This window comes from Shewanella sp. 5S214 (assembly GCF_041439795.1).
GTDB classification, from domain to species: domain Bacteria; phylum Pseudomonadota; class Gammaproteobacteria; order Enterobacterales; family Shewanellaceae; genus Shewanella; species Shewanella vesiculosa.
The window spans coordinates 1-23,616 of record NZ_JBGOOV010000033.1 but is presented as its reverse complement, the minus strand read 5'-3'; the positions used below and the strand labels follow the sequence as shown (position 1 = coordinate 23,616).

15 protein-coding genes are annotated in these 23,616 nt (G+C 42.7%); 2 read left to right on the top strand and 13 right to left on the bottom strand.

The window, feature by feature from the left end; genetic code table 11:
* Nucleotides 1-175: 175 nt before the first annotated feature.
* The 3 genes from ACED29_RS18240 to ACED29_RS18230 form a co-directional block, all read right to left on the bottom strand.
* Nucleotides 176-832, bottom strand: coding sequence for a nitroreductase family protein (locus ACED29_RS18240; RefSeq protein WP_182741534.1), 657 nt, complete (start codon nt 830-832; stop codon nt 176-178).
* Between the two features lie 433 nt (nt 833-1,265).
* Nucleotides 1,266-2,735 (bottom strand): ATP-binding cassette domain-containing protein, encoded by a 1,470-nt coding sequence (locus tag ACED29_RS18235; protein ID WP_371698323.1) that lies wholly within the window; start codon nt 2,733-2,735, stop codon nt 1,266-1,268.
* A gap of 501 nt (nt 2,736-3,236) precedes the next feature.
* The gene (locus tag ACED29_RS18230; protein WP_371698321.1) at nt 3,237-5,204 is read right to left on the bottom strand and encodes a DNA topoisomerase III; all 1,968 of its coding nucleotides are present in this window, start codon (nt 5,202-5,204) and stop codon (nt 3,237-3,239) included.
* A gap of 177 nt (nt 5,205-5,381) precedes the next feature.
* Between ACED29_RS18230 and ACED29_RS18225 the strand changes: the two genes are divergently transcribed.
* Nucleotides 5,382-6,146 carry a tRNA (adenine(22)-N(1))-methyltransferase TrmK gene (locus ACED29_RS18225; RefSeq protein WP_371698320.1) on the top strand — a complete coding sequence of 255 codons (765 nt, stop codon included), beginning with the start codon at nt 5,382-5,384 and terminating at the stop codon, nt 6,144-6,146.
* A gap of 517 nt (nt 6,147-6,663) precedes the next feature.
* Here ACED29_RS18225 and purF read toward each other — a convergent pair.
* The 9 genes from purF to fabB all read right to left on the bottom strand — a co-directional run bounded on the left by purF (nt 6,664) and on the right by fabB (nt 19,827).
* Entirely contained in the window at nt 6,664-8,178 is a 1,515-nt protein-coding gene (gene purF / locus ACED29_RS18220) for an amidophosphoribosyltransferase (protein WP_124016156.1), read from the bottom strand.
* 33 nt (nt 8,179-8,211) lie between these two features.
* Nucleotides 8,212-8,700: a CvpA family protein gene (locus ACED29_RS18215; protein ID WP_124016157.1), complete on the bottom strand. Its 489-nt coding sequence runs from the start codon at nt 8,698-8,700 to the stop codon at nt 8,212-8,214.
* 152 nt (nt 8,701-8,852) lie between these two features.
* Nucleotides 8,853-9,467: an SPOR domain-containing protein gene (locus tag ACED29_RS18210; protein ID WP_124016158.1), complete on the bottom strand. Its 615-nt coding sequence runs from the start codon at nt 9,465-9,467 to the stop codon at nt 8,853-8,855.
* Between the two features lie 71 nt (nt 9,468-9,538).
* Nucleotides 9,539-10,816 carry a bifunctional tetrahydrofolate synthase/dihydrofolate synthase gene (gene folC / locus ACED29_RS18205; protein WP_371698319.1) on the bottom strand — a complete coding sequence of 426 codons (1,278 nt, stop codon included), beginning with the start codon at nt 10,814-10,816 and terminating at the stop codon, nt 9,539-9,541.
* 89 nt (nt 10,817-10,905) lie between these two features.
* Complete coding sequence (gene truA / locus ACED29_RS18200) at nt 10,906-11,691, bottom strand: tRNA pseudouridine(38-40) synthase TruA (RefSeq protein WP_182698500.1); 786 nt, start codon at nt 11,689-11,691, stop codon at nt 10,906-10,908.
* Between the two features lie 128 nt (nt 11,692-11,819).
* The gene (locus tag ACED29_RS18195) at nt 11,820-15,389 is read right to left on the bottom strand and encodes a FimV/HubP family polar landmark protein (protein WP_371698317.1); all 3,570 of its coding nucleotides are present in this window, start codon (nt 15,387-15,389) and stop codon (nt 11,820-11,822) included.
* Between the two features lie 290 nt (nt 15,390-15,679).
* Nucleotides 15,680-16,696, bottom strand: coding sequence for an aspartate-semialdehyde dehydrogenase (locus ACED29_RS18190; protein WP_124016162.1), 1,017 nt, complete (start codon nt 16,694-16,696; stop codon nt 15,680-15,682).
* 180 nt (nt 16,697-16,876) lie between these two features.
* The gene (locus tag ACED29_RS18185; protein ID WP_371698316.1) at nt 16,877-18,013 is read right to left on the bottom strand and encodes a 4-phosphoerythronate dehydrogenase; all 1,137 of its coding nucleotides are present in this window, start codon (nt 18,011-18,013) and stop codon (nt 16,877-16,879) included.
* A 599-nt stretch (nt 18,014-18,612) separates the two neighbouring features.
* Nucleotides 18,613-19,827, bottom strand: a complete 1,215-nt coding sequence (gene fabB, locus ACED29_RS18180) for a beta-ketoacyl-ACP synthase I (RefSeq protein WP_182723490.1) — start codon at nt 19,825-19,827, stop codon at nt 18,613-18,615.
* Between the two features lie 132 nt (nt 19,828-19,959).
* On the opposite strand from fabB, the gene mnmC reads away from it, so the two are divergent.
* Complete coding sequence (gene mnmC, locus ACED29_RS18175; RefSeq protein WP_371698314.1) at nt 19,960-22,050, top strand: FAD-dependent 5-carboxymethylaminomethyl-2-thiouridine(34) oxidoreductase MnmC; 2,091 nt, start codon at nt 19,960-19,962, stop codon at nt 22,048-22,050.
* 466 nt (nt 22,051-22,516) lie between these two features.
* Here the strand turns inward: mnmC and galU are convergent, their stop codons facing one another.
* Nucleotides 22,517-23,407 (bottom strand): UTP--glucose-1-phosphate uridylyltransferase GalU, encoded by an 891-nt coding sequence (galU, locus tag ACED29_RS18170; RefSeq protein ID WP_371698312.1) that lies wholly within the window; start codon nt 23,405-23,407, stop codon nt 22,517-22,519.
* Between the last annotated feature and the right edge of the window lie 209 nt (nt 23,408-23,616).

The window sequence follows — 23,616 nt, the reverse complement described above, 5'->3', positions numbered from 1 at the left end:
TGATTGTTATTATGATATGGAAGATCAACACCTTGGCGGAATTGATGGAGTGATCAACAAGGGCAAGCAGTGTTCCCCTTGTTGATCCGGTGTGGACGAAGCGCTACAACGTTAATATTTATCTAACCAAGGTTTATTCGACATTGAAACGAATAAAATCAATATCAAAGCCTATTTATACGACCTGTAATACTTGCTCTTTAGCCAAACGAGATTTAGGTAACTTAGCGTTATAGTCTTCATCCGAATGATGATAACCAAATGCTAATGCAACTTCACACACATAACCGCCAAGTTCTTCAGCAAAAATTTCACCTAACAACTCACTGTCTACGCCTTCCATCGGCGTAGAATCAATACCAAGGCGAGCTAAAACATGCATAGTATTACCTAATGCTAAATAGGTTTGTGACTTAGTCCATGCCGCATTGTTGCCCGCTTCATCAGTGTTTAAATCAACAAATGCGTATCCACCAAATGCAGCTTCGCGATCTTCAGGCTTAGTACGGCCATCGATAATGCCTTGATCAACCACTTTGGCATAATCTTCACGGGTATACTTAGGGTTATATGCAAACAATATGGTATGTGAAGCCGCTTTAGCATGCGGTTGGTTAAACTGAAACTTATTAGCATAAGAGTCATGTAGGCGTTGTTTTGCTTGATCACTTTCAATCACGATAAATTTCCATGGTTGAGAGTTAATAGATGAAGGTGATAACACCATTGCGTCATAAATGACGGCTAAATCTTGTTGTGACACGCGCTTAGTCGCATCATAACGTTTGGCGGTGTAACGTTTTTCTAAATCAGTAATAATAGCGTTGGTCATGTCAGACTCCATATTAATTTTAAACACTCAGAGAAAGAGTTAGCAGTGAAACGACATGTCGTAATGTTATCGATTAACCTACAATCTGGCTCAATAGACTTGATACGAACAATATAAAACAGCAAAACAATATTAAAAAAATTGAGTAAATACACTATAAGACGGTTATGGTGCCAAAACATGGGGTTTTCAAGGTTTATCACTAACTAAAGTTCGATTAGGCTATTCGACCAAGCCGCCCAAAGATGCTATTTACTGCGGGTATAAAGTCATTCAGATTTTCAATCCGCCTAGCGACTTTAGCTGCCGCATACAGTGCCATGATGGCAAGGTTATCCAGTGTGTTTTGCCATTAAGCAGAAAAAGAAAAACAGCCAACAAATGTTAGCTGTTTAGATAAGCGTCATCGCCTTAAATATTAGCCATGCAATGATTAGCTTTCAGTTACCACAGCACGATAGCCTCCTTGATGTTCGTCGGCGACAAACTCAATAAAGTGCTGAATACTATCAAGGCTATCTTCTTGATAATGTGACACATACAACAATTGGCTCAAGTGCTCTTTAGCGATGAGTTCAAGGGCATTTTTAATCAATCTTCGGCCTAGGTAATCTAAGCCTTGGTAAGGCTCGTCAAGGATCAATAACGTTGGCTGTTTCACAATAGCGCGAGCAATGAGCAACAAGCGTTGCTGGCCATATTCTAATTGTCTAAAAGCCGTTTTACTCAACTGGTCCATGTGTAAAATGGCTAACCATTCGGATGCAATAGCTAACTGTTGTGCTGTCGGTTGTTGATACAAACCAATCGAGTCATAAAAGCCCGATACAATCACATCCAAGGCACTGCAATTAACTCTATACTGTAAATGCAACGCTGATGACACCATGCCGATATGCTTTTTTATCTCCCAAATACTCTCGCCTGAGCCTCTTTTTTTACCAAAAATATCAATGTCGTTACTGTAACATTGTGGATGATCGCCAAAAATAAGCCCTAGTAAAGTACTTTTACCACAACCATTTGGGCCTTTAACTTGCCAATGTACGCCATTATCGATGCGCCAATTAACCCCAGAGAAAATCACTTTGTCACTGTAAGCTACTCGGCCATTGTGTAACTGAAAAACCGGATTGGCGAATAAGGGCTTATGTCTGTGACGACGAATAAGCGCCAACATATCTTCACTTTGTTGGCCTGATTGCGCCGTAAGTTGACTAATCAGCGGATGATTATCCCACTCAGTCTTAGCCATTACGCTGTCTAACGCGCCATGATTAAAAATCGCAACATGCTCAATCCAGTCAGGCATATCTTCTTCACGTGACACGACCACCAGCATTTGTACCGTTTGCGACAACAGCTGCAAATATTGACTTAACGCTTGTCGATGGCCCACATCAAGCCCTGCATAAGGTTCGTCGAGGACTAAAAATGGCACTTGGGTTGCCACAGCACGGGCCAGCATGACCCGGCGACTTTCACCGGTAGAAAGCTGAGTAAACTGGCTATCGCTTAACCGAGTGAGATCCAGCTGTTCTAATAAGCGCTTTGTCAGTACGTGATCATCACATAGGGTAAAAATCACCCCATAAACGCTAGTATTAGGGTCGATGTAGCCTAAAGCCTCGCTGTCATCTTGATCAAGAATCTGTTCGAGTAACAGCTGCTGTTCATGCAGTGACACCAAAGCGACCTGCGAGTAGTCAACACCCGATAGTATGCCAGAATAGGCCAAAGCGTTATCTTGTGCTTGCTGAGTCAATAACTGGCCCAATATGGCGCCTAAATCACCTTCGGTACTAAACACGCCCCAAGATTGTTGTGATTCAATGAGCCAATCTTCAATGTTCATGGTGACACTAGACGAACGGCATTGCAGCTGAGTAAACCGAATTTCCATTGTGGCGCTTATCCCTGTCTATTAATACTGATTCTTCACCAGAGTTTATCTTCTGAGTGTCTCACAGGAGTCTTAAAAAAATCGACAAAAAAAGTAGAACATTTTGGTTCTACTTTGCGATTAAAATCACTTCAGTTGATCACACTGACGATTATTCACGAAAACGGCCATTTCATTAGCGTAGATTCAATTATCGCACCCTCTGCCATTGCTACATAATCAGCTAAATGCTGAGTATCCAAAGGGACTTACCATAATTCACGGCTCGGCCAGATTTCATAAAACATAAAATCAGCCTGGTTAGCATCACCTTTATTGCTCTTCAAACTTGTATTTTGCCTACTCAAGCTTGCCCCTCTACATCTGAGAAGATGTGAATAGGTAACTGGCAATAATCTTTCTTTGACACTTGACTGTTTTAAACCATGTCGTCACCAACCTAGCCTGGGTAAGTTTGCCTGTCATCATCCCTCTTAACCATTTTCATCGCTTGCCACCCTGTTAACTTTTCGCTTTAGTTTTCTTTTTATATGGCTTTTTAAAACTGCGCTTTGGTGCACTGCTGGCAACACCTTGTAATGCAGAAGGTAATTGACTCGATGCTTGGGTAATTAGGTTATCTAATTGGCTGAGTAATGGCTGCATAAACGCATCATACTTAAGCCTTTTTTGACTGATGGCATCGAGGCTATTTTCCCATAATGCGGTCATGTCTGGTGTGGTTGCTGATTCAGGTAAACTGCGGATCAAACCAACACCCACAGGTGTGGCCAGTATTGATTTACCTTGGCGAACTAAATAACCGCGCTTAAACAGTAATTCAATAATCCCAGCACGAGTCGCTTCAGTGCCTAAGCCATCAGTTTCTTTAAGAATTTTCTTAATATCGCTGTTTGTCACATAACGGCTAATGCCAGTCATCGCGCCTAATAATGTCGCGTCGGTAAAATGCTTCGGCGCTTGAGTCATTTTCTCTAGTAATTCACCACGCTCACATTGGAGTATTTGCCCTTTAACCAGCGGCGGTAATGATTGTACCGTGTCGTCGTTATCGTCATCGCTGCTAGTTGAACTAGAATTAGAACTCGCTTGATTTACTGTGGTCGCCCGCTTATACAGTTGTTTCCAGCCTAAGCTTTTGTCTTGACGCGCTTTAGTGGTAAACAAACCTCCAGCAATAGTCACTTCCACAGTGGTTTCAGCATACATATAAGCTGGGTAAAACTGGGCTAAATATTGCCTCGCAACGTGTTGATATAACTTGGCTTCGTTACTAGATAACGATGACAAATTAGCAACTTTCTCTGTGGGTATAATGGCATGGTGAGCATCGACTTTACTGTCATCCCAAGCTTTAGACTTAAGCTTGGCATTTGGTGCTTCACAACCATCAACTAATGCAGCAGCACCTTTGAGTACCGCGTCCAATACTTTTGGTGCCAAAGCATGTTGCTCTTTAGGTAAATAGCGACTGTCTGAACGCGGATAGGTAATTAATTTATGGCGCTCATACAAACTTTGGCAAGTATCAAGTACCTCTTTTGCCGAGAGGCCAAAACGTTTAGCCGCGTCTATTTGCAATGCTGATAAGCTATAGGGTAATGGTGGATTTTGGCGCTTATCTTTGGCTTCAATTTTAGTCACTTGCGCTGGTTTACCATTAATACGAGCAACGACATTTTCAGCTAAGCCTTTGGCTAACACTCTGCCATCTTCATCCATGTATGGTTGGCATGCTTCACTCGGTTGCCATTTGGCGGTAAAGGTTTGTTGCTGATCGGTAACCAGATGGGCCAGCACTTCATAAAAAGACTTTGGCTTGAAATAGGCAATCTCATCATCGCGGCGCACCACTAAGCCAAGCAAAGGCGTTTGCACTCGGCCAACAGACAACACGCCTTGGTAACCCACTTTGCGCCCTTGAATGGTATAAGCACGAGTCATGTTCATGCCATATAGCCAATCAGCGCGGCTGCGGGCTAATGCAGAAGTCGATAAAGGAATAAACTCACGATTACTGCGTAACTGCCCTAACGCACGTTTGACTGCTTGTGGATTTAAATCACTAATTAATAGTCGCTGAACTTGATTGAGCTTGTCACCCTTGACGCCTAAATAAGCAATCACTTCATCCACCAGCAACTGCCCTTCACGGTCTGGATCGCCAGCATTAATGATTGCTGAGGCTTGCTTAACCAGTTTACGCAGCACAGTAAGTTGACTGCGAGTTTTGGTTTTAGGCATGAGCTTCCACGTTTGTGGCACTATGGGCAAATGTTCGAGCTTCCATGATTTAAACGCATCATCGTAAGCATCAGGTTCGGCTTGCTCCAATAAATGGCCAATACACCATGACACGCAATCACCATTGGCGGCAGTGATAAAGCCATCACCTTTTTTATGTGGTTTTGGCAGAACATCGGCAATCGCACGACCGAGACTGGGTTTTTCAGCAATATATAGAATCATAATCCATTATTAGGGCGCAAAAGTTCAATTAGATAAAACTCGATGGCACCGCTTAACTGTATAAATTTACAGTATAGATTAGCGCTAAATACGCCAAGCTGCAAATACGAAATAATTCACCACTTATATCGTCAAAATACTACAATACGCAGCTTAAATCCCAAACACGATGAACAGATGAAACTCGGCCAGCGTTTAGCACAAATCAACAGTATGATCCCCATGGGTTATAGCCATATTTGGGATTGTTGTTGCGACCATGGATTTCTTGGTGCGGCATTACTCGATAGGCATGCTGCAACCACGATCCATTTTGTCGATATTGTGCCGGCATTAATGCAGCAGTTAACCGCTAAGCTTGAACTTTTTTACCCACGGCAAACTGCCAATCAATGGCAGGTACATTGTTTAGATGTGTCAGCGATACCTCTGGAGCAAGATGAGCAAACACCATTAGTGATCATTGCTGGTATTGGCGGAGATTTGATGATCGAGTTAGTGAATACACTTTGCCAATTGCACCCTAACCGTCAAATTGATTTTATCTTGTGTCCGGTCCATCACCAGTACGAACTTCGCCAAAAACTCATTGAACTTGATTGCCGTTTAATTGATGAAAAACTGATTGAAGAAAATCGCCGCTTTTATGAAATTATCTATGTGAGGCGTGACAGTCCATCGTCGCGAATAGAAAGTGATAGTGATAGTGATAGTTCTACCACTAACATTAGCGCTGTGGGCGATAAACTTTGGCAATGTAACAATGACCACGAGCGCAATGTTGCTATACGATATTTACACAAAGTGCTGACTCACTATCAAAACATAACCCTGTCGAATCCGCAAAAAGCATCACAGGCGTTGCAAGATTATTTAGCAATTAAAGCACAAGTCGAGCACCTAGAAAGGACCTCCAACTCAGAGAGTACGGCGCTATTTTAGACGCTGGATCCCGGCTCAAAAGCATTACCGGGATGACGGTAAAAGGAATCATATCTGGTTGACGATAAAAGTAATCGCTATCTGATTGAAGGAGTAGCAGACATATTCGTTTGACGATGAAAGTAATCGATATCTGATTGAAGGTGTAGCAGACATATTCGTTTGATGATGAAAGCAATCGATATCTGATTGATGCTGTAATAATCATATCTGGTTGCGGTGATAGCAATCGCTATCTGATTGAAGGCGTACTAATAATGTCTGATAGAAGGTGTAGACAATATTGCTGGATGGTCATATTTGAAAGCGAGCCCTTAAATCCGATGCGTTTATATTCTCAGGTTATCACTTGTCATCGATCTTTATCGCTTTTATAGCCTCTAGCCGCGAAGCGACCTAGTATCTAGATATCTATCTTGTTATCGCTTGTTATCGCTTGTTATCGCGTGTTTAAAGCGGACATAAAAAAACCAGCATTTTCATGCTGGTTTTTTATGGCTATGAAAACCTGGCTAGCTTATGGATGACACTCATTGTGCATTTCTAAGTTAGTTCCAATGTCTTTTGAGCGGTTAGCTTTGGCATCATCATTACGTAATTGTGTTAAATGATCCAAGTAAGCTTGGTCAACGTCATTAGTAATGTAATGACCATCAAACACTGATGTTTCAAAACGCTTAATCTCTGGATTTTCCATTCTTACGGCTTCAATTAAGTCGCTTAAGTCTTGGAAAATAATGCCATCGGCACCAATGATTTTAGCAATTTCGTCAGCATCACGACCATGAGCAATAAGCTCATTTGAGGTCGGCATATCGATACCATAGACATTCGGGAAACGAATTTCAGGAGCTGCTGATGCAAAGTACACTTTCTTTGCTCCAGCTTCACGCGCCATTTCAATGATCTGCTCAGACGTGGTACCACGTACTATTGAGTCATCAACTAATAGTACGTTTTTGCCTTTAAATTCAGTGTTAATCGCATTCAATTTACGACGAACTGATTTTTTACGTTCTTGCTGACCAGGCATGATAAACGTACGACCAATATAGCGGTTTTTAACAAAACCTTGGCGATACGGTAGATCCATGCAACGGGCAATTTCTAAGGCGATATCACACGAGGTTTCAGGAATAGGAATAACCACATCAATGTCATGATCTTCCCATTCTTTCTTAATCTTTTCGCCCAACTTGGCACCCATGTTTACACGGCTAGCATAAACAGACACTTTATCAATGCTCGAATCAGGACGTGCAAAATACACGAATTCAAAAATACACGGAGCATAGCTTGGGTCTGCAGCACATTGACGGGTAAATAATTGCCCATCAAGTGAAATATAAATAGCTTCGCCAGGTGCCACGTCACGCATCACTTCAAAGCCAACTGCGTCTAAAGCAACACTTTCTGAAGCAACCATATATTCAGTGCCGGTAGGCGTTTCATGTTTACCAAGTACCAATGGACGGATACCAAATGGGTCACGAAATGCAACTAAACCTTGACCGATGATCATGGCCACTACAGCGTAAGCACCACGGGTTTGCGCATGCACTTTGGCAACAGCATCAAACACTTCATCAGCACTTAAGGTTAAACTGCGCGTTTCTTGTAACTCATCGGCTAACAGGTTTAACAAGATTTCGGAGTCAGAAGTAGTATTAACATGACGACGCTTTGTCACTAGGCTTTCAGCCAGTTCAATCGTATTAGTCAAGTTACCGTTATGTGCTAACGAAATACCAAATGGCGAGTTAACATAAAACGGTTGAGCTTCTGATGCACTCGAGCTACCAGCAGTAGGATAACGAACATGTCCAATACCGGCATTGCCTTGTAAACGCTGCATATGTTTAGGCTCAAACACATCTTTGACTAAGCCGTTTGCTTTACGTAAACGAAACGCATTCATGTCAACAGTCACAATACCTGCTGCGTCTTGACCACGATGTTGAAGCACAGTTAGCGCATCATAAATGGTCTGATTAACTGTTGATTTTCCTACTATTCCGACGATACCACACATGGGTAAGGTTCCTCACTGTAAAGTGTTTTATGTTTATATTTGGGGTACAAAGCTTGACGTGTTTTCCAGATAGTTAAAAAACCACTGAATAACCACACCAAATTCAGGTACAAGTACAGAATCGTGCCACCATTTAGAATCTGGAAATGCTGTAAACGCATCCATGAAAAACAGTAAAGCACTAACGATCAACGCGCCACGAATGGCACCAAAACACAGGCCTAACACTCGGTCTGTGCCCGATAAGCCTGTTTTGGCCACTAACTGGCCGAGTAAATAATTAACGAGTGCCCCTAAGATCAGGGTAATGATAAAAAGAATAGCAATCGCCACACCGTTTCTGACTAGCTCGTCCTGCATTTGGGTTAAATGAGCAGCAAGATCGAGGTAAAACTGGCTAGCGATAAAGAATGCAGCAAACCAAACCACAAGAGACATGGCTTCTTTGGCAAATCCGCGGATCAAACTGATTACAGTTGATAACCCGATGACGATAATAATTGCGTAATCAATCCAAACCATGAAGATGGGGATCCGGTATAGGGTTCAAGACGGCGGGATTCTAACAGAGACAGAGATGTTTCTCACCTCTGATTGTACAAATTATTCTTGCGTGATTAAGAACAATCAAATTGTAAATATTAATCACCCAAGCAAAATACCGTCTGAATAGGTTATTGTTCTTGTGGATTATAGGCAACGATTTTGCCTTTTAATCCGGTTAATTTGAATATAGGTTGCTGACGAGCTTTAAGTTTATCTTCTGATACTTCAGGGCCAACGAATACTCGGGTGAGTTTCCCCTCGACAGGTGTTTTAGGCAGTGTGTAAGCCGTAAATCCGGCTTTACGCAGTTGAATAATCAACGCTTTTACATTAGTAATATTGTTAAAACCGCCTAACTGCAGCGTAAAGCCTGCGGTGATCGGTGCAGAGGTTTTATTCGCTACCTGGACTTGAGGTTTTTTGACCGTTTTAACCACAGCAGGCTTTTCAACTACTTGAGCCACTTCTTTAGCCGGTTCTTTGGTTGCTTCCTCTTCACCTAATGCCACAATATCGTTGCTAAGGTCTTGTGGTTCTGCAATCGTTAATACTTGGAACTCTTCTACTTTTTCAGCAGAATTAGGGCGATTTGGAGCTGTTAATCTAGCTGGTCGTAAAGGAATTTCAGTGAATTCCTCAACAACCTGAGCTTTTTTACCGTCTAATAAATCAGGTAAAAAAATCACTCCCAAGGCCACGAGTACTATGGTTCCTACCAAACGATTTTGAAATTGACGATTCAAAGCTAATTCCCTTCTTTAACCAAATGACGTTTATGATGATTTCTAAAAACGACGTCTTAAACAAATAGTGTTTATAACAATTTAAACCCTGCGACAGTATAAAAAGAGCCAAATACAATGACCACATCATCGGCTTTCACTGTCGTTTGGATCGCGTGCCATGCACTGCTGATATCAACAAACTCACTGGCACGGTCACGGCAAGCATCATTAGGCAATGCTTGACGCAGAGTTTGCGCTGATGCGCCACGTGGAATATCTAAACTGACGAAGTTCCAGTGACTAATTTGCTCGGCTAATGTCGCTAATACTGACGTAATATCTTTATCTTTAAGCATGCCACACAAGGCTACAATACGACGACCTTGATACGCCTGCAATTGCTGGGCTAAATATCTGGCCGCATGGGGGTTATGTGCCACATCTAAGAGTACTAAAGGTTGCTCACTGACTTGCTCTAATCGTCCAGCGAGTTGAGCTTGCTGCAAACCTTGGTTAATCTGCTGCTGACTAATGTGCGGCCAAATATGGCTTAGCAAGGCTACAACACTCGCCGCATTGGCCAGTGGTAGCTTTGGTACACTCAGCCCTGAATATGTTTGCTGCATAGATGTAAAATGCCATTGGTCTGAATGGCTCTGGTCTTTATGGTAATCAAACTCATGACCAACACGATAAAGTGTTGTCCCAATTTGATGCGCATATTCAGTGACGCTCATCGGCAAATCGGGTTCACCAATAATGGCCAGGCAATCGGGGCGAAACACACCGGCTTTTTCTCTGCCAACCAGTTCACGGGTATCACCTAAATATTCTTGATGATCAAGATCAATAGAGGTAAGGATCGTGGCGGTGGAATCAATCATATTGGTGGCATCTAACCTGCCCCCTAAGCCCACTTCCAGAATAATCACATCGACTTTAGCAGCTTTAAACAAATATAAACCGGCTAAGGTAGCATATTCAAAAAAGGTTAATGAAATATCACCACGAGCGGCCTCAATGGCACAAAAGGCTTCAATAAGAGAGGCATCACTGGCGTCTTGCTGATTAATCTGTACTCGTTCATTGTAGTGCAGTAAATGCGGTGAGCTGTAAACACCCACCGATAAATCAGCTTGGCGTAAAATCGACGCGAGCATGGCGCAGGTTGTGCCTTTGCCATTGGTACCGGCTACAGTAATCACTTTAGCAGGAGCCAAATAAATCACCTCAAGACGCCTAGCAACAGCGCTCACTCGAGTTAATCCCATATCAATTTCACTAGGATGAATAGCCAGTAAATAATCCAGCCATTGATTTAAGCTTGATTGTTGATTAGGAACAGTAATTTCAGACGCGATTGACATAATTCAATACCATTTAACGTATGCAAACCTTAGCAGGTGTTGCAGTAATATACTCTGGGTTTAACAACTCAAAAATGACTAACATCACTTTAGTCGAGCATAAACAATGGCCCGAGAGACAACTTAGGCAGTTGATATTGCTCTGGGTAAGTCACATCGACTAAATACAATCCATTAGGTTTAGCCGTCGCAGCAGCTTGCTTGCGATTTTTCAGAGCCAACAGTTCAGAGATCCACTCGATAGGTTGATTGCCTAAACCGATTTGCAATAATGAACCCACAATATTGCGCACCATGTGATGTAAAAATGCATTAGCTTGAATATCGACCATGATGTACATGCCTTGGCGAGTCACATTGACTTGATGCACATTACGAAATGGGGTTTTAGATTGACAATGCAGCGCTCTAAAACTGGTAAAATCGTGTTCACCAACAAAAAGTTGCGCAGCTTGATGCATCAATTTTTCATCAATATCGCCGTGATAATGACTCACTCCGGCACTGAGAATACCAGGGCGTAGCTTATGATTATAAATAACATAACGATAGCGTCTGGCCAATGCACTGTATCTGGCATGAAAACTGTCATCAACTTCTTTTGCCCATCTCACCGCTACACTGTTGGGTAAATTAGCATTAACGCCTTGTGTCCACGCCGTCATTGGACGTTGCACATTGGTGTCAAAATGCACCACTTGCCCAGTACCATGTACTCCGGTGTCAGTTCGTCCAGCACACGATACGGTTATAGGCTCGTTAGCCACATAACTTAACGCTTTCTCAATCTGGGCTTGCACTGAATCGACATCGAGTTGGCGCTGCCACCCACAAAACCCACTACCATCATACTCAACACCTAACGCGACCCGCATGCCTATATCCTCTACTCAATAATGGCGCGCAGTTTATCACAAAAAAACGGCGCATGTATCTGCGCCGTTTGCTTTTATATGGTCAACATAAGCCTGTATTTTAAGCCTATGAGACCTCATTTAGTGGGTTAACTGAAACTGTTAATTAAATTCTTAGCTTCTAATTGTTGACGTTCATTACCGTCGATTTGCACTTCTTTTAATAATGCTCGAGCACTGTCTTGATCTTCAATTTCAATGTATGCCCTGGCTAAATCAAGTTTGGCATTAACAGAGTTTTCTTCATCATCAACATCAACCATATCTGGATTGCCGATTAACGAGTTTACAGAGCCCATATCAACACTAACGTCTTTATATTGATCTGTTTTATCGTCATCTTCATCCGCATCGTTCAACAATTTATCAATATCAATGTAGCCGTTTTCACGTTCAAAACGCATTAAGTCATCATCACTGGCTTTATATGCTGAAGATTTGCTACGTTCTTTTTCGTCAAGTGCCGCTAATGCTTCATCAACCGTTAAGTTGTTATCGCTAAGGATATAATCGTCTTCAGAGCTATAGTCATCATCATTGTCATCATCTTTTAATGACTGTGAAAATGCTGCCAATAAATCATCATCACTTACCTGTGGCTCATCGACTTCTCTTTCATCAGCCGCTGACTCAACCGCATTAAGTAAATCACTTTCCCAATCTAATAACTCAGGTTTAGGTTTGCTCGATTTAAGATCATTAAAGAAACCAGAATCTTTATTGGCCTTATTTTGCGCAACCGATGGCGGCGTATCGTCATCGTCCATTTGAGCCAACAATGCCTCAAGACCATCATCATCTGTCTCTGCCGCTATTTTAGTAGCATGCTCTGGCTCAACCTCGGTATCACTATCAACATCGCTGTTAGTCGCGCTACTTGATGCTAATGCCGCCTCAAGTTCAGCTTCCAACCAGCTGTTATCTTCCTCTTCGCTGTCGACTGCAGTATCAACTTTGGGTTCTGCTGCCGCAGGAGCTTGGTTAGCTTCAACATCATCGTCTGTTGAAGCTAAGTCGGTTTCAGTTTCAGTAAGATATTGGTCAAACTCGTCAAATAATTCATTATCTTCAAGAGCTTCTTCGACAGATGTCGAACTCTCAGCATCAGTGGCAGAAGGTGAATCGTCGGTTGCTTTCTCTTCAAAGCTGGCCAATAGAGCATTAATATCATCATCGATAGATTCATCATCGGCGACAAGTTCTTCAGCAGCGGTATCATCTTCTAACTCAGCGGCAATTTGTGCTTGTAGCGCAGCGTTGTCCTTATCAGTGGTATCAGACTCAATAACCGGGTCATTAAGGCTAGCTAACAATGCATCGATGTCATCATCACTGGTTTCATTATCGTCATTAGCATCAGTGATATCTTCATCAGTTAATTCTGCCGCAATTTGCGCCGCTAAATCATCATCTTCTTCGGCAAATGTAGAATCAATAACCGGTTCATTTAAGCTCGCCAATAATGAATCAATATCTTCATCGCTGCTCTGTTCATCCTGGTCATCTGCATCGTCTTGTAACTCAGCAGCAATTAACGCGGCAATGTCATCATCATTGTCAACCGAATCGCTGGTAAGAGGTGCCAATTCGTCTGCTTCAGCACGGTTATCGCCGCTACCTTGCGAACCGTCTTGATCACTCTCATCTTTGGTGGCAGATAAGCCAGCAAGCAGCTCGTCAGCATTATCATTGGTGTCATCAGTGGATAAAGCGTCATCTGCAGATATAGTCTCATCCGATTCAGCAGGCACATCTCCAGGCTCCACTGGCATATCAAATTCAGCTAACAATGAATCAATATCATCTTCGGCTGTGGCCGCTTCCGGTTTACTCTCTGCAGGCACATCGTCAGACTCAGCTGGCAGATCAAATTCAGCTAACAATGAATCGATATCATCTTCGGCTGTGGCCGCTTCGGGTTTACTCTGTGCAGGCGCAGCATCAGATTCAGCTGGCAGATCAAATTCAGCCAATAACGAATCGATATCATCTTCGGCTGTGACCGCTTCGGGTTTACTTACTGCAGGCGCAGCATCAGACTCAGCTGGCAGATCAAATTCGGCCAATAACGAATCAATATCATCTTCGGCGCTATCCGCCATAATGGGTTTATCAGCTTCATCAGACTCAGCCGGCATATCAAATTCAGCCAATAACGAATCAATATCATCTTCGGCAGTTGATTGCTGAGGTTTTACAGCAGCTGCAGCAACCGACTCTGCTGGCATATCAAATTCAGCTAATAACGAATCAATGTCATCTTCGGCAGCTGCATCTAAAGCATCAGTGTCATTATTTACAATGTCGTCAGCATCTAGCTCAGCTAATAAGCTGTTTATATCATCCTCTGACGCGGTAGAATCTAGGGATTGATCAGGATCATCATCTAACCCAGCAAGCAGACTGTCGAGATCATCGTCATCTTCAAGCGGTGGCAGATCAGAATCTTGATCATCCATGGCTTCAGCCCATAAATCGTCTAAAGAAGTGCCCTCATCTTCAGGCACTTTTTCATCAATGAACATATCTGAAGCCATGTCCATCTCAGCATCACCGCTCATTTGGACTTCAGGCTGTAAATCAACGCTATCTAAATCCAATAAATCATCAATCGACTCTTCATCATCGGTATCTAAATGAACCACTATATCGTCAGAGTCGTCAGCGGCTTGTGTTGGATCGAGCGCTTTCTCGGCTTGAGTTTCTGTATTTGCTTCAGAAAGCTGAGACTTCTTACTCCGGCGACTGAGTAACCAAAATATAAGCCCAAATATCGCCAAAAGCGGCACCGATGCAGCCAAGATCAGCAACATAGTGTTGTCCATTAAGCTACGCCAAAAGTCAGTCGGCTCCTCAATAACGGGCGCAGCATTCTCGCCTTGGTCAACGAGTTTTTTATTTTCTAAACTTAGGGCATCAAATTTTTCGCGTAATAGCTGTAAATCTTCTTCAAGCGACGAAATGTTTAATGACATTTGTTCAATTTTGTTTTTCAACGCTTGATTGTCATTGTTACTGACCATTAACTCATCTTGTGAGCGCGCGAGCTCATCGGTAAGCATTAATGTTTTTGCATTCGCTTTATCTAGCGAGCTGTTTAGCTCACTCACTTCTACAACATTCGCTTGGTTAATCGCTTTGGTTTGAACCTCAACAGCAGGGGGTTGTGGGGCTATTTGCAGTGGTTTTGTTGCTGTAGTTTTTTTGGCAATATCCACTTTAGGAGATTGCACCGGTTTGCTGGCGGGACGGGGCTGAGTTTGTCTACTCATGCGGCTGTCATCTTGCTCTGCGCGGCGTTTAGCGACATCATTGGGAATAGCGGCTATCTCATCGGCAGAAGGAATCAGTAATATCATTCCTCGCTCTAATGTATTGTAATTATTACCGCTAAAAGCGTGCGGATTAGCATCAAATAACGCCGCCATCACTTGATAAACACTAACCTGGTCACTGGGTCTGACTTTTTGCGCAATACTCCAAAAGGTATCTCTTGACGTCGTCGGACCATATTGGCGTTTGGCTGGTTGTTTAACCTCGCCATTGGGACCAGTAATTTTGAGCGTTTCAGCTTGTGCCGACTCAATAATTTGTACACTGGTTAAGCCAACGGCTGTGCAGGCGATCAAACCTACAATATATGAAGTACGCAAAGTCATCCCATCCTTCCCATTTAGCGCTATTGAGTTACCGACTTGGCAACAGGCTTTAGGCAATTTTTATCGTTAGTATTATGGTCGTTAACTATATCTGATCACATCCATGATGAGCCAATTTCGCAGGCAATTTCAATGTTATTGATGTTAAAAATGATATGTTTACGACTATAAACTAGATTTACCACACCTGCTACTATTGGGATCAGTAAAACGAAAAAAGCCTGCGCATTGCAGGCTTTTTAAACTAAATCGCGTAACTGATTAAGTCATTACTGATCATAAAAACGTGACTAGTAATAATCTCTAATCAAAATCTCGGCGATTTGCACACTGTTTAATGCTGCACCCTTACGAATATTATCGGCAGTAACCCATAAATTTATACCGTGAGAATGAGAAATATCTTTACGAACACGACCAACGTAAACAGGATCGTTACCAGCGGCTTCAGTGACAGCTGTTGGATATTCGCTATCATCGTCAAATAATTCTACGCCAGGTGCGTTACGTAATACGGCTTTAACATCTTCGGCATCAACAGGTTGACGAGTTTCAATGTGGATAGCTTCTGAGTGACCATAAAAAACAGGCACGCGCACAGCCGTTGGATTAACGACAATCTCATCGTCACCAAAAATTTTCTGCGTTTCCCACACCATTTTCATTTCTTCTTTGGTGTAGCCGTTTTCCATGAACACATCGATTTGCGGCAATACGTTAAACGCAATTTGCTTTGGATAAACCGACGGCTCTGAAGGCAAACCTTGCAGTAATTTAGCTGATTGACCCGCTAACTCATCAATCGCCTTTTTACCGGTACCCGATACAGACTGATAAGTCGCCACGTTAATACGTGAAATGCCAAACGCATCATAAATAGGCTTAAGCGCCACTAACATTTGGATGGTTGAACAATTAGGATTGGCGATAATATTGCGATTTCGAAAATCAGCAATCGCTTCTGGATTAACTTCAGGCACGACCAATGGCACATCAACGTCATATCTAAAATGTGAAGTATTATCGATAACGACACAACCTGCTTCACCTGCAATAGGTGCCCATTTAGCCGAAACATCGCCACCAGCAGAAAAGAAACCAATTTGTGCTTGGGTCCAATCAAACGTTTCTACGTCAAGAATTTCAACTTGTTTACCGTGAAAACTGACCGTTTCGCCAGCACTGCGACTGCTCGCTAATGGAAACAACTTAGCAACCGGAAAATTACGCTGCTCGAGGATCTCAATCATAGTTTGACCCACTGCGCCCGATGCACCTAAAACGACTACATTAAATTCTTGAGACATAATTAACGCCCGACTCCATATTTTCCAGTTTGAACAATCAATCTACCTTAGTTTAGTTGTGCTTTACTAGGGTTAATGTACTAAAAAAGCCGACTTTGAAGTGATTTTTTCTCAACTGGCTAAAATTACTGTTTTTTAGCCTTAATCTGTGCGCTTGTCGGCAATATTCACATTAGCTTATCAATTAAAACCTAAAGCATTCAACATCGATGGGTTTATCGAACCAGCAGATAAATAGTCTACAGATTGCGTTAACGAGATAGCACTATATTCACGACGATAAGTGTGATTTTTACGCATTAGATCAAAACCTGTCGCGGTTGAAAAACACCCCCTAAAGTTAAAATCATCATCACGTAAATCATAGACCAAACGCGACAATTTCAGCAATTGGCCTTCAGTTAAATCACCTTGGCTAACAATTTGGTTAAATTGAAACGCCGGTAATAAACTCTCCAATGATTTCTTTATTGGAAAATCAAGTAACTCACACCACTTTTGATACAACATAAACGTACCGCGAGCTTTGCCTTCAAGGCTATAACCAGCAATATGCGGTGTTGCAAACTCTGCCAAGGCAACTAATTCGGCCATTGGCTTAGGTTCACCTTCCCACACATCAAGCACCAATTTGACATCATCGCGTTGCTGTTTAAATTTGATCAACGCTCGGTTATCAATCACCTCACCTCGACAGCAATTTAGTAACCAAGTATTGGGTTTTAACTTATTCAGTCTAGTTTCATCAAACAAGTACCAAGTTTTATGCTCACCTTCTTTGGTGATAGGTACATGCAAACTGATAATATCGGCTTGCTCAATAATCGTATCAAGTGACACAAACTCACGGGTATCACCTTGCAAGGCTTTAATGGGGTCACACAACAACACTTTTAGCCCATAAGCTTGCATACACTTCGCGGCTGCAGTGCCGGTATTACCAGCCCCGACAATCCCCACCACTTTACCGGCTAAAGACTCACCAAAACGCTGAGCTAATTCCAACATGGCAATAAAAGCATACTCACCGACTGCTGTGGCGTTACAACCAGGGGCGTTAGTGAAGTAAATATTGCGCGTCGAAAGATACTCAACATCAACATGATCGGTACCAATGGTCGCACTGCCAACAAATTTAAGTTTATGTGCATTGTTAATTAATGCTGCATTCACTTTCGTCACCGAACGCACCAGTAACACATCAGCATCTTCGACTTGCTTAGGGGTCAAGGTTCGGCCGTTTACATATTCTATTTTGCCTAAATAGCCAAATAAGGCATCAACATAAGGCATGTTTTCATCGGCAATTATTTTCATTTGGGTATCTTATTCACTGCGAGTTTAACGACATGGCATCGCGTTTTTTTATGGCCAGTATCTTATACCAAATGCACCCAGCTCGTCATTCCCAAGATCGGTTATTGGGAGTCCAGCGGTAGACTTTAATGTTATAGCCCCTAACTGCAAAGCGACATCGGCGCTATGGAATGAAAAGCTAAAGCCAAGAATGGATCCCGGCTCAAAAGCGTTACCGGGATGACGTAAGTGAAAACATTACTGATGACATAAGTGAATACATTACTGGAACGACGAATAGGACGACATAACGTTGGCTAGAGGAATAGGACAAAACGGCATTGGCCCAACGTAGCCCGACGGATAGGACGAAACAGCGATTGCCGATGCCCAGAACAGTCATCATGAAGTTTGCCTTCATCACGGATCCAGCTTTAGCTTTTATAGCATGTAGCCGCAAAGCGACCTAGCATCTAGGCATTTAGCCTTTCCTGTAGGCGCAGCGTTCGCCTGTAATCGCCAGTTATTGATTTTTCTCTAGGTAAAAGGCAACAAAAAAGCCAGCAAGGTTACCCAAGCTGGCTTTAACATCATTCGCGGCTTAAGCCACTAACAACGCATTATGCTTTATATTTACGCATCACTAATGTTGCATTAGTGCCACCAAAACCAAAGCTGTTGCTCATAATGGTGTTCAACTCAGTGTTACGCATTTCACGAACCACTGGCATGCCAGTCGCTTTTTCATCAAGATTATCGATGTTGATGCTTGGCGCAATGAAACTGTCTTCCATCATGATCATGCTATAAATCGCTTCATGAACACCCGCAGCACCTAAAGCGTGACCAGTCAAAGACTTGGTTGACGCGATAGCTGGCATTTTTTCACCAAATACTTCGCGTAACGCTTCAAGTTCACGCATGTCACCTACTGGAGTAGAAGTACCATGAGTATTGATATAATCAACCGGCGTATCGACATCGGCTAATGCCATCTGCATACAACGCACCGCACCTTCGCCAGACGGAGCAACCATGTCATAGCCATCAGATGTTGCGCCATAGCCAATAATTTCAGCATAAATCTTCGCACCACGTGCTAATGCATGCTCTAATTCTTCAACAACAACAATCCCGCCGCCGCCAGAAATAACAAAACCATCACGGTCAGCATCATAAGTACGAGACGCTTTTTCAGGGGTATCATTGTATTTAGTTGATAACGCACCCATAGCGTCAAAGCCCATGGTTAATGTCCAATCAACTTCTTCTGCACCACCAGCAAACACCATATCTTGCTTACCCATCTGGATAAGTTCAACAGCATGGCCAATACAATGGGCCGAAGTGGCACAAGCTGAACTAATTGAATAGCTCATACCTTTAATTTTAAACGGTGTCGCCAAGCAAGCACTTGCGGTGCTAGACATAATACGAGGTACTATATAAGGCCCTACACGCTTAACGCCTTTTTCACGCAGCGTATCAGCAGCCTGAACTTGGTTTTTTGACGATGCGCCACCCGTACCAGCAATCAGACCGACACGGAAATTAGAATACTGTTCTTCTGTTAAATTAGCATCAGCAATCGCTTCCTGCATAGCTATGTAAGCATATGCAGCAGCATCGCCCATAAAGCGAAACGCTTTACGATCGATATGATCAGCTGGGTTCATTTTAATGTCGCCCCAAACTTTACTGCGTAATTGCATTTCTTCAAACTGTGCCGAGTGAGTAATACCGCTACGACCCGCTTTCAATGACTCTGTCACTTCTTGCTTGTTATTGCCGATACTTGAAACAACACCCATTCCGGTGATCACGACTCTTTTCATTTTTATACTATCCATTTGGTACATGTCGGTACTTAATTGTGGCAATCATAGCTGCTTTAACGCAATTAAGTGGTCAGCTTTCCATAAACGCAGGTAAAATAATGCCAACTTATCGGCTCTGAGTAAAATATTTTGAATAAAACTACTTTGTTATCTACATCTAACAACTTACACACATTACCAATCTGTGAATTGTTAGGCGACAACGTCAATCAAAACAGTCGATATTCACAACAAGTTAACCACTATATCAGTACTGTATTGCAAACCAGTGACTATGATGCAAAATCTAACCGCAATCAGCGTGAATTATTAACGCTAGGTCAATTTGGTTTTGGTAATGGTCATGAAATCATACTGCTATTAGCAGCCTTACAACAGGTAAACCTGCAAAACGACTTAAAACAGGTTCACAAACGAGTTCATATTAGTGTATTTGAACCCATCGCCATAAACCGCAAGCAACTTGAACATCAATGGCAACAACAAGGGCTACTAAATACACATCATCCACTATGCCCTTTTGCTCACGCTTTGCTCGATTGTGAAATAGCTGCAATCGAAGGTTGCCAACGCCTAAGTCTCCTGCAAAGCCAAGTGACGATTGACCTGTATCAAGGTTCGCCACTGGAGCAAGTTAAAACTATCGCCACGCCGAATAAACAAAGGATAACACATTGGTTTGCCCTACCCCATACGAGCCTAGAGACTTATTCGGATCATTATTTTAATCAGCAACTGCTTTGGCAATGTGGACGCATTAGTACTGATAATGCAACATTTTTTGCCAGTACAAGTCATGACGATGTCGCGCTATCCATTAATGAGCAATTATCACGTTGCGGTTTTTTAACTGCCACATCATCGCAAGAAAATGATGACATTGCTATCGCAGAACGTCAGGCACTGAGACAACAAACCCGCCAACAATTTGCTTATAACCCCATGCCTCCTTTACCTTCTAGCGACGGCAGTCCTGTCGCTATTATAGGTGGCGGCATTGCTTCAGCAAGCCTTGCTCTATCTTTAGCTGAACGCGGTAAAGACGTGGTTATTTACTGTAAAGACGACACACTAGGACAAGGCGCCTCGGGCAACAAACAAGGCGCTATTTATCCGTTATTGACGCCAGAAAATGGCCCACTAAGTCAGTTTTTTCAACAAGCCTTTCTATACAGCCGACGAAGAATTCAGGCTTTAGCGGATAATGGATTTAATATTAGTCATGACTGGTGTGGTGTTTTGCACACAGGCTTTGATCAGCGCAGCCAAACAAGATTAGATAAAATCATTGATGGTCAAGCATGGCCCACTGAAATTGCTTTTAAGGTAAACCCGAGCCAAGCGACACAACTTGCCAAAGTGGATATCGATAAGTCGGGCTTTTATTATCCATTAGGTGGCTGGGCCTGCCCGTTTGAATTAGCACAAGCTAGTATTATCAAAGCACAATCATTAGCCAAGGTTCGCGTTATCTATAATAGTGACATTAGCTCACTGGAATCACATCCATCTGGCTGGCAACTGCTTAGTGGCGAAAATAACACCCTTATAGCAAGTCACGACCAGGTCGTCATTGCATCAGGTGCTGAACTGACTCGCTACAAGCAAACAAAACAGCTACAAATCACCGGTTTTAGAGGCCAAGTGAGCCATGTTCCTCCACAAGGTGAATTGGCACATCTCAATACTGTTATCTGCGCTAATGGTTATCTTACGCCACAACACAATCAACTTCATTGCGTGGGAGCAAGCTATGTCAAAGATCCTAAGCACTTAGATTTCTGTACATTAGAACAACATGAAAACAGTCTAAAAATGCAACAAAGCTTTCCCAATTCAAACTGGCCTAACGATATTGATGTTTCAAACAACGATGCCAGAGTTGGCGTAAGGATGGTCAGTCGCGATCACTTCCCAGTAATGGGCTGCGTACCTGATGTTGACGCGTTATTTACCCGATATGCTGTGCAGCAGCAATCGAAAGACAAACCCAGCCTATGGCAACGCTACTGGCAAGCAACACCAGCACCAATTTACGACGGGTTATATGTATTAGGAGGACTCGGCTCACGCGGCCTCAGCTCAGGCCCACTCGTAGCCGAATGCTTAGCAGCAAACCTCTGCGGCGAGCTATCACCACTAAGCCTAGAGCTACAAGCTCTGCTCAGCCCCAACAGAATGTGGCTGCGTAAGCTGCTAAAAGGAAAGGCGTTGATGTGAGAAAGCAATAACAAACAACAGAGAAGTAAAATCGGGACCAGTCCAGGCAGCATTTCTGAGCCGGGATAGAAGCATTCGAGGATAACGGCGTTGGTAATACTTCCACTCTCATTCCAACAAGGCTCCCGCTCTCATTCCGGCAAGGCTCCCACTTACGTCATTCCGGCAAAGCTTTTAAAGCCGGAATCTGCTTTATCTTTTTCATGACGAAAACGCAAAAGCTGGATCCGTCCCAGCAGCGTTTCTGAGCCGGGATAAAAGCGTTCAAGGATGACGAAGTTTACGTTATTCCGGCAAAGCTTTTAAAGCCGGAATCTACTTTGTCTTTTCATGACGAAATGTAAAAGCTGGATCCCCAATAAAAGATCTTGGGGATGACGAACTAGAAGTATTGAGGAACTCGTATTAAAAGTGCTGGAGATAGCGGCGTTAGCACTCAATAATACCGGCGAAGCAAAAACAGTAACTATCTATACTCTTCCAATAAACCAGCAAGTTCTTTCTTAAAGTCGCCGCCTAATTTAGGGTCGCGTAAGCCGTATTCAACAAACGCTTTCATGTAACCCAACTTGTCACCACAATCGTGTGACTTACCGGTCATATTGAAAGCTTCAACCGTGTCAGATTCAATCAGCATATCAATAGCATCAGTTAATTGAATTTCATCACCGGCACCCGGTAAGGTTTTAGCCAGAAGATCCCAAATCTTTTCTGACAACACATAACGACCAACAACTGCTAGGTTAGAAGGCGCTGTTCCAATCTCTGGCTTTTCGACCATATTAAATATTTTAGTCGAATCACCAGGATTAATCGTTTCACCGTGACAATCGGCAATACCATACTTATTAACTTGGTCATCCGGAACTGGCGCAACCATAATTTGACTGGCATGAGATTCGCGATAACGAATTAACATTGATGCCAAGTTTTCGGTGCGTTGATCAGCAGAATACGAATCTAAAATGACATCTGGCAACACAACCGCAAAAGGATTATCACCAATACACGGCTTAGCACATAAAATAGCATGCCCTAACCCTTTAGCTTCGCCTTGGCGAACATGCATGATGGTGACGTTTTTAGGGCAAATAGCCTGTACTTCGTGTAATAACTGACGCTTAACACGTTTCTCTAAGGTAGATTCAAGTTCGTAAGATTTATCAAAGTGGTTTTCAATTGCGTTTTTACTGGCATGAGTTACCAATACAATTTCTTTAATCCCTGCGCTCACACATTCATCAACAATATATTGAATCAATGGTTTATCTACCAATGGCAACATCTCTTTCGGGATGGCCTTAGTCGCTGGCAACATACGAGTACCCAAACCGGCAACGGGAATAACAACTTTCATAAATATCCTTATTTAGCGTGAGCTAATAGCAAAAATAAAAAGGTAAAAAAGAATAAGTGACAATAAACACCCACTATCGTGTCGTTCCGGTATTGCTTCCTACTACGTCGTTCCGGCAATGCTTTTAAGCCGGAATCCAGGTGTTGGCTTTAATTATTCAAGACAAAAGTCAAAAGAAACACCTGGATCCCTGATAACAGATCTCAGGG

What these genes read in the sequence shown, in the direction of transcription:
- ACED29_RS18240 (WP_182741534.1), bottom strand. Translation starts at nt 832, where the DNA reads ATGACCAACGCTATTATTACTGATTTAGAAAAACGTTACACCGCCAAA.
- ACED29_RS18235 (WP_371698323.1), bottom strand. Translation starts at nt 2,735, where the DNA reads ATGGAAATTCGGTTTACTCAGCTGCAATGCCGTTCGTCTAGTGTCACC.
- ACED29_RS18230 (WP_371698321.1), bottom strand. Translation starts at nt 5,204, where the DNA reads ATGATTCTATATATTGCTGAAAAACCCAGTCTCGGTCGTGCGATTGCC.
- ACED29_RS18225 (WP_371698320.1), top strand. Translation starts at nt 5,382, where the DNA reads ATGAAACTCGGCCAGCGTTTAGCACAAATCAACAGTATGATCCCCATG.
- purF (WP_124016156.1), bottom strand. Translation starts at nt 8,178, where the DNA reads ATGTGTGGTATCGTCGGAATAGTAGGAAAATCAACAGTTAATCAGACC.
- ACED29_RS18215 (WP_124016157.1), bottom strand. Translation starts at nt 8,700, where the DNA reads ATGGTTTGGATTGATTACGCAATTATTATCGTCATCGGGTTATCAACT.
- folC (WP_371698319.1), bottom strand. Translation starts at nt 10,816, where the DNA reads ATGTCAATCGCGTCTGAAATTACTGTTCCTAATCAACAATCAAGCTTA.
- truA (WP_182698500.1), bottom strand. Translation starts at nt 11,691, where the DNA reads ATGCGGGTCGCGTTAGGTGTTGAGTATGATGGTAGTGGGTTTTGTGGG.
- ACED29_RS18195 (WP_371698317.1), bottom strand. Translation starts at nt 15,389, where the DNA reads ATGACTTTGCGTACTTCATATATTGTAGGTTTGATCGCCTGCACAGCC.
- ACED29_RS18190 (WP_124016162.1), bottom strand. Translation starts at nt 16,696, where the DNA reads ATGTCTCAAGAATTTAATGTAGTCGTTTTAGGTGCATCGGGCGCAGTG.
- ACED29_RS18185 (WP_371698316.1), bottom strand. Translation starts at nt 18,013, where the DNA reads ATGAAAATAATTGCCGATGAAAACATGCCTTATGTTGATGCCTTATTT.
- fabB (WP_182723490.1), bottom strand. Translation starts at nt 19,827, where the DNA reads ATGAAAAGAGTCGTGATCACCGGAATGGGTGTTGTTTCAAGTATCGGC.
- galU (WP_371698312.1), bottom strand. Translation starts at nt 23,407, where the DNA reads ATGAAAGTTGTTATTCCCGTTGCCGGTTTGGGTACTCGTATGTTGCCA.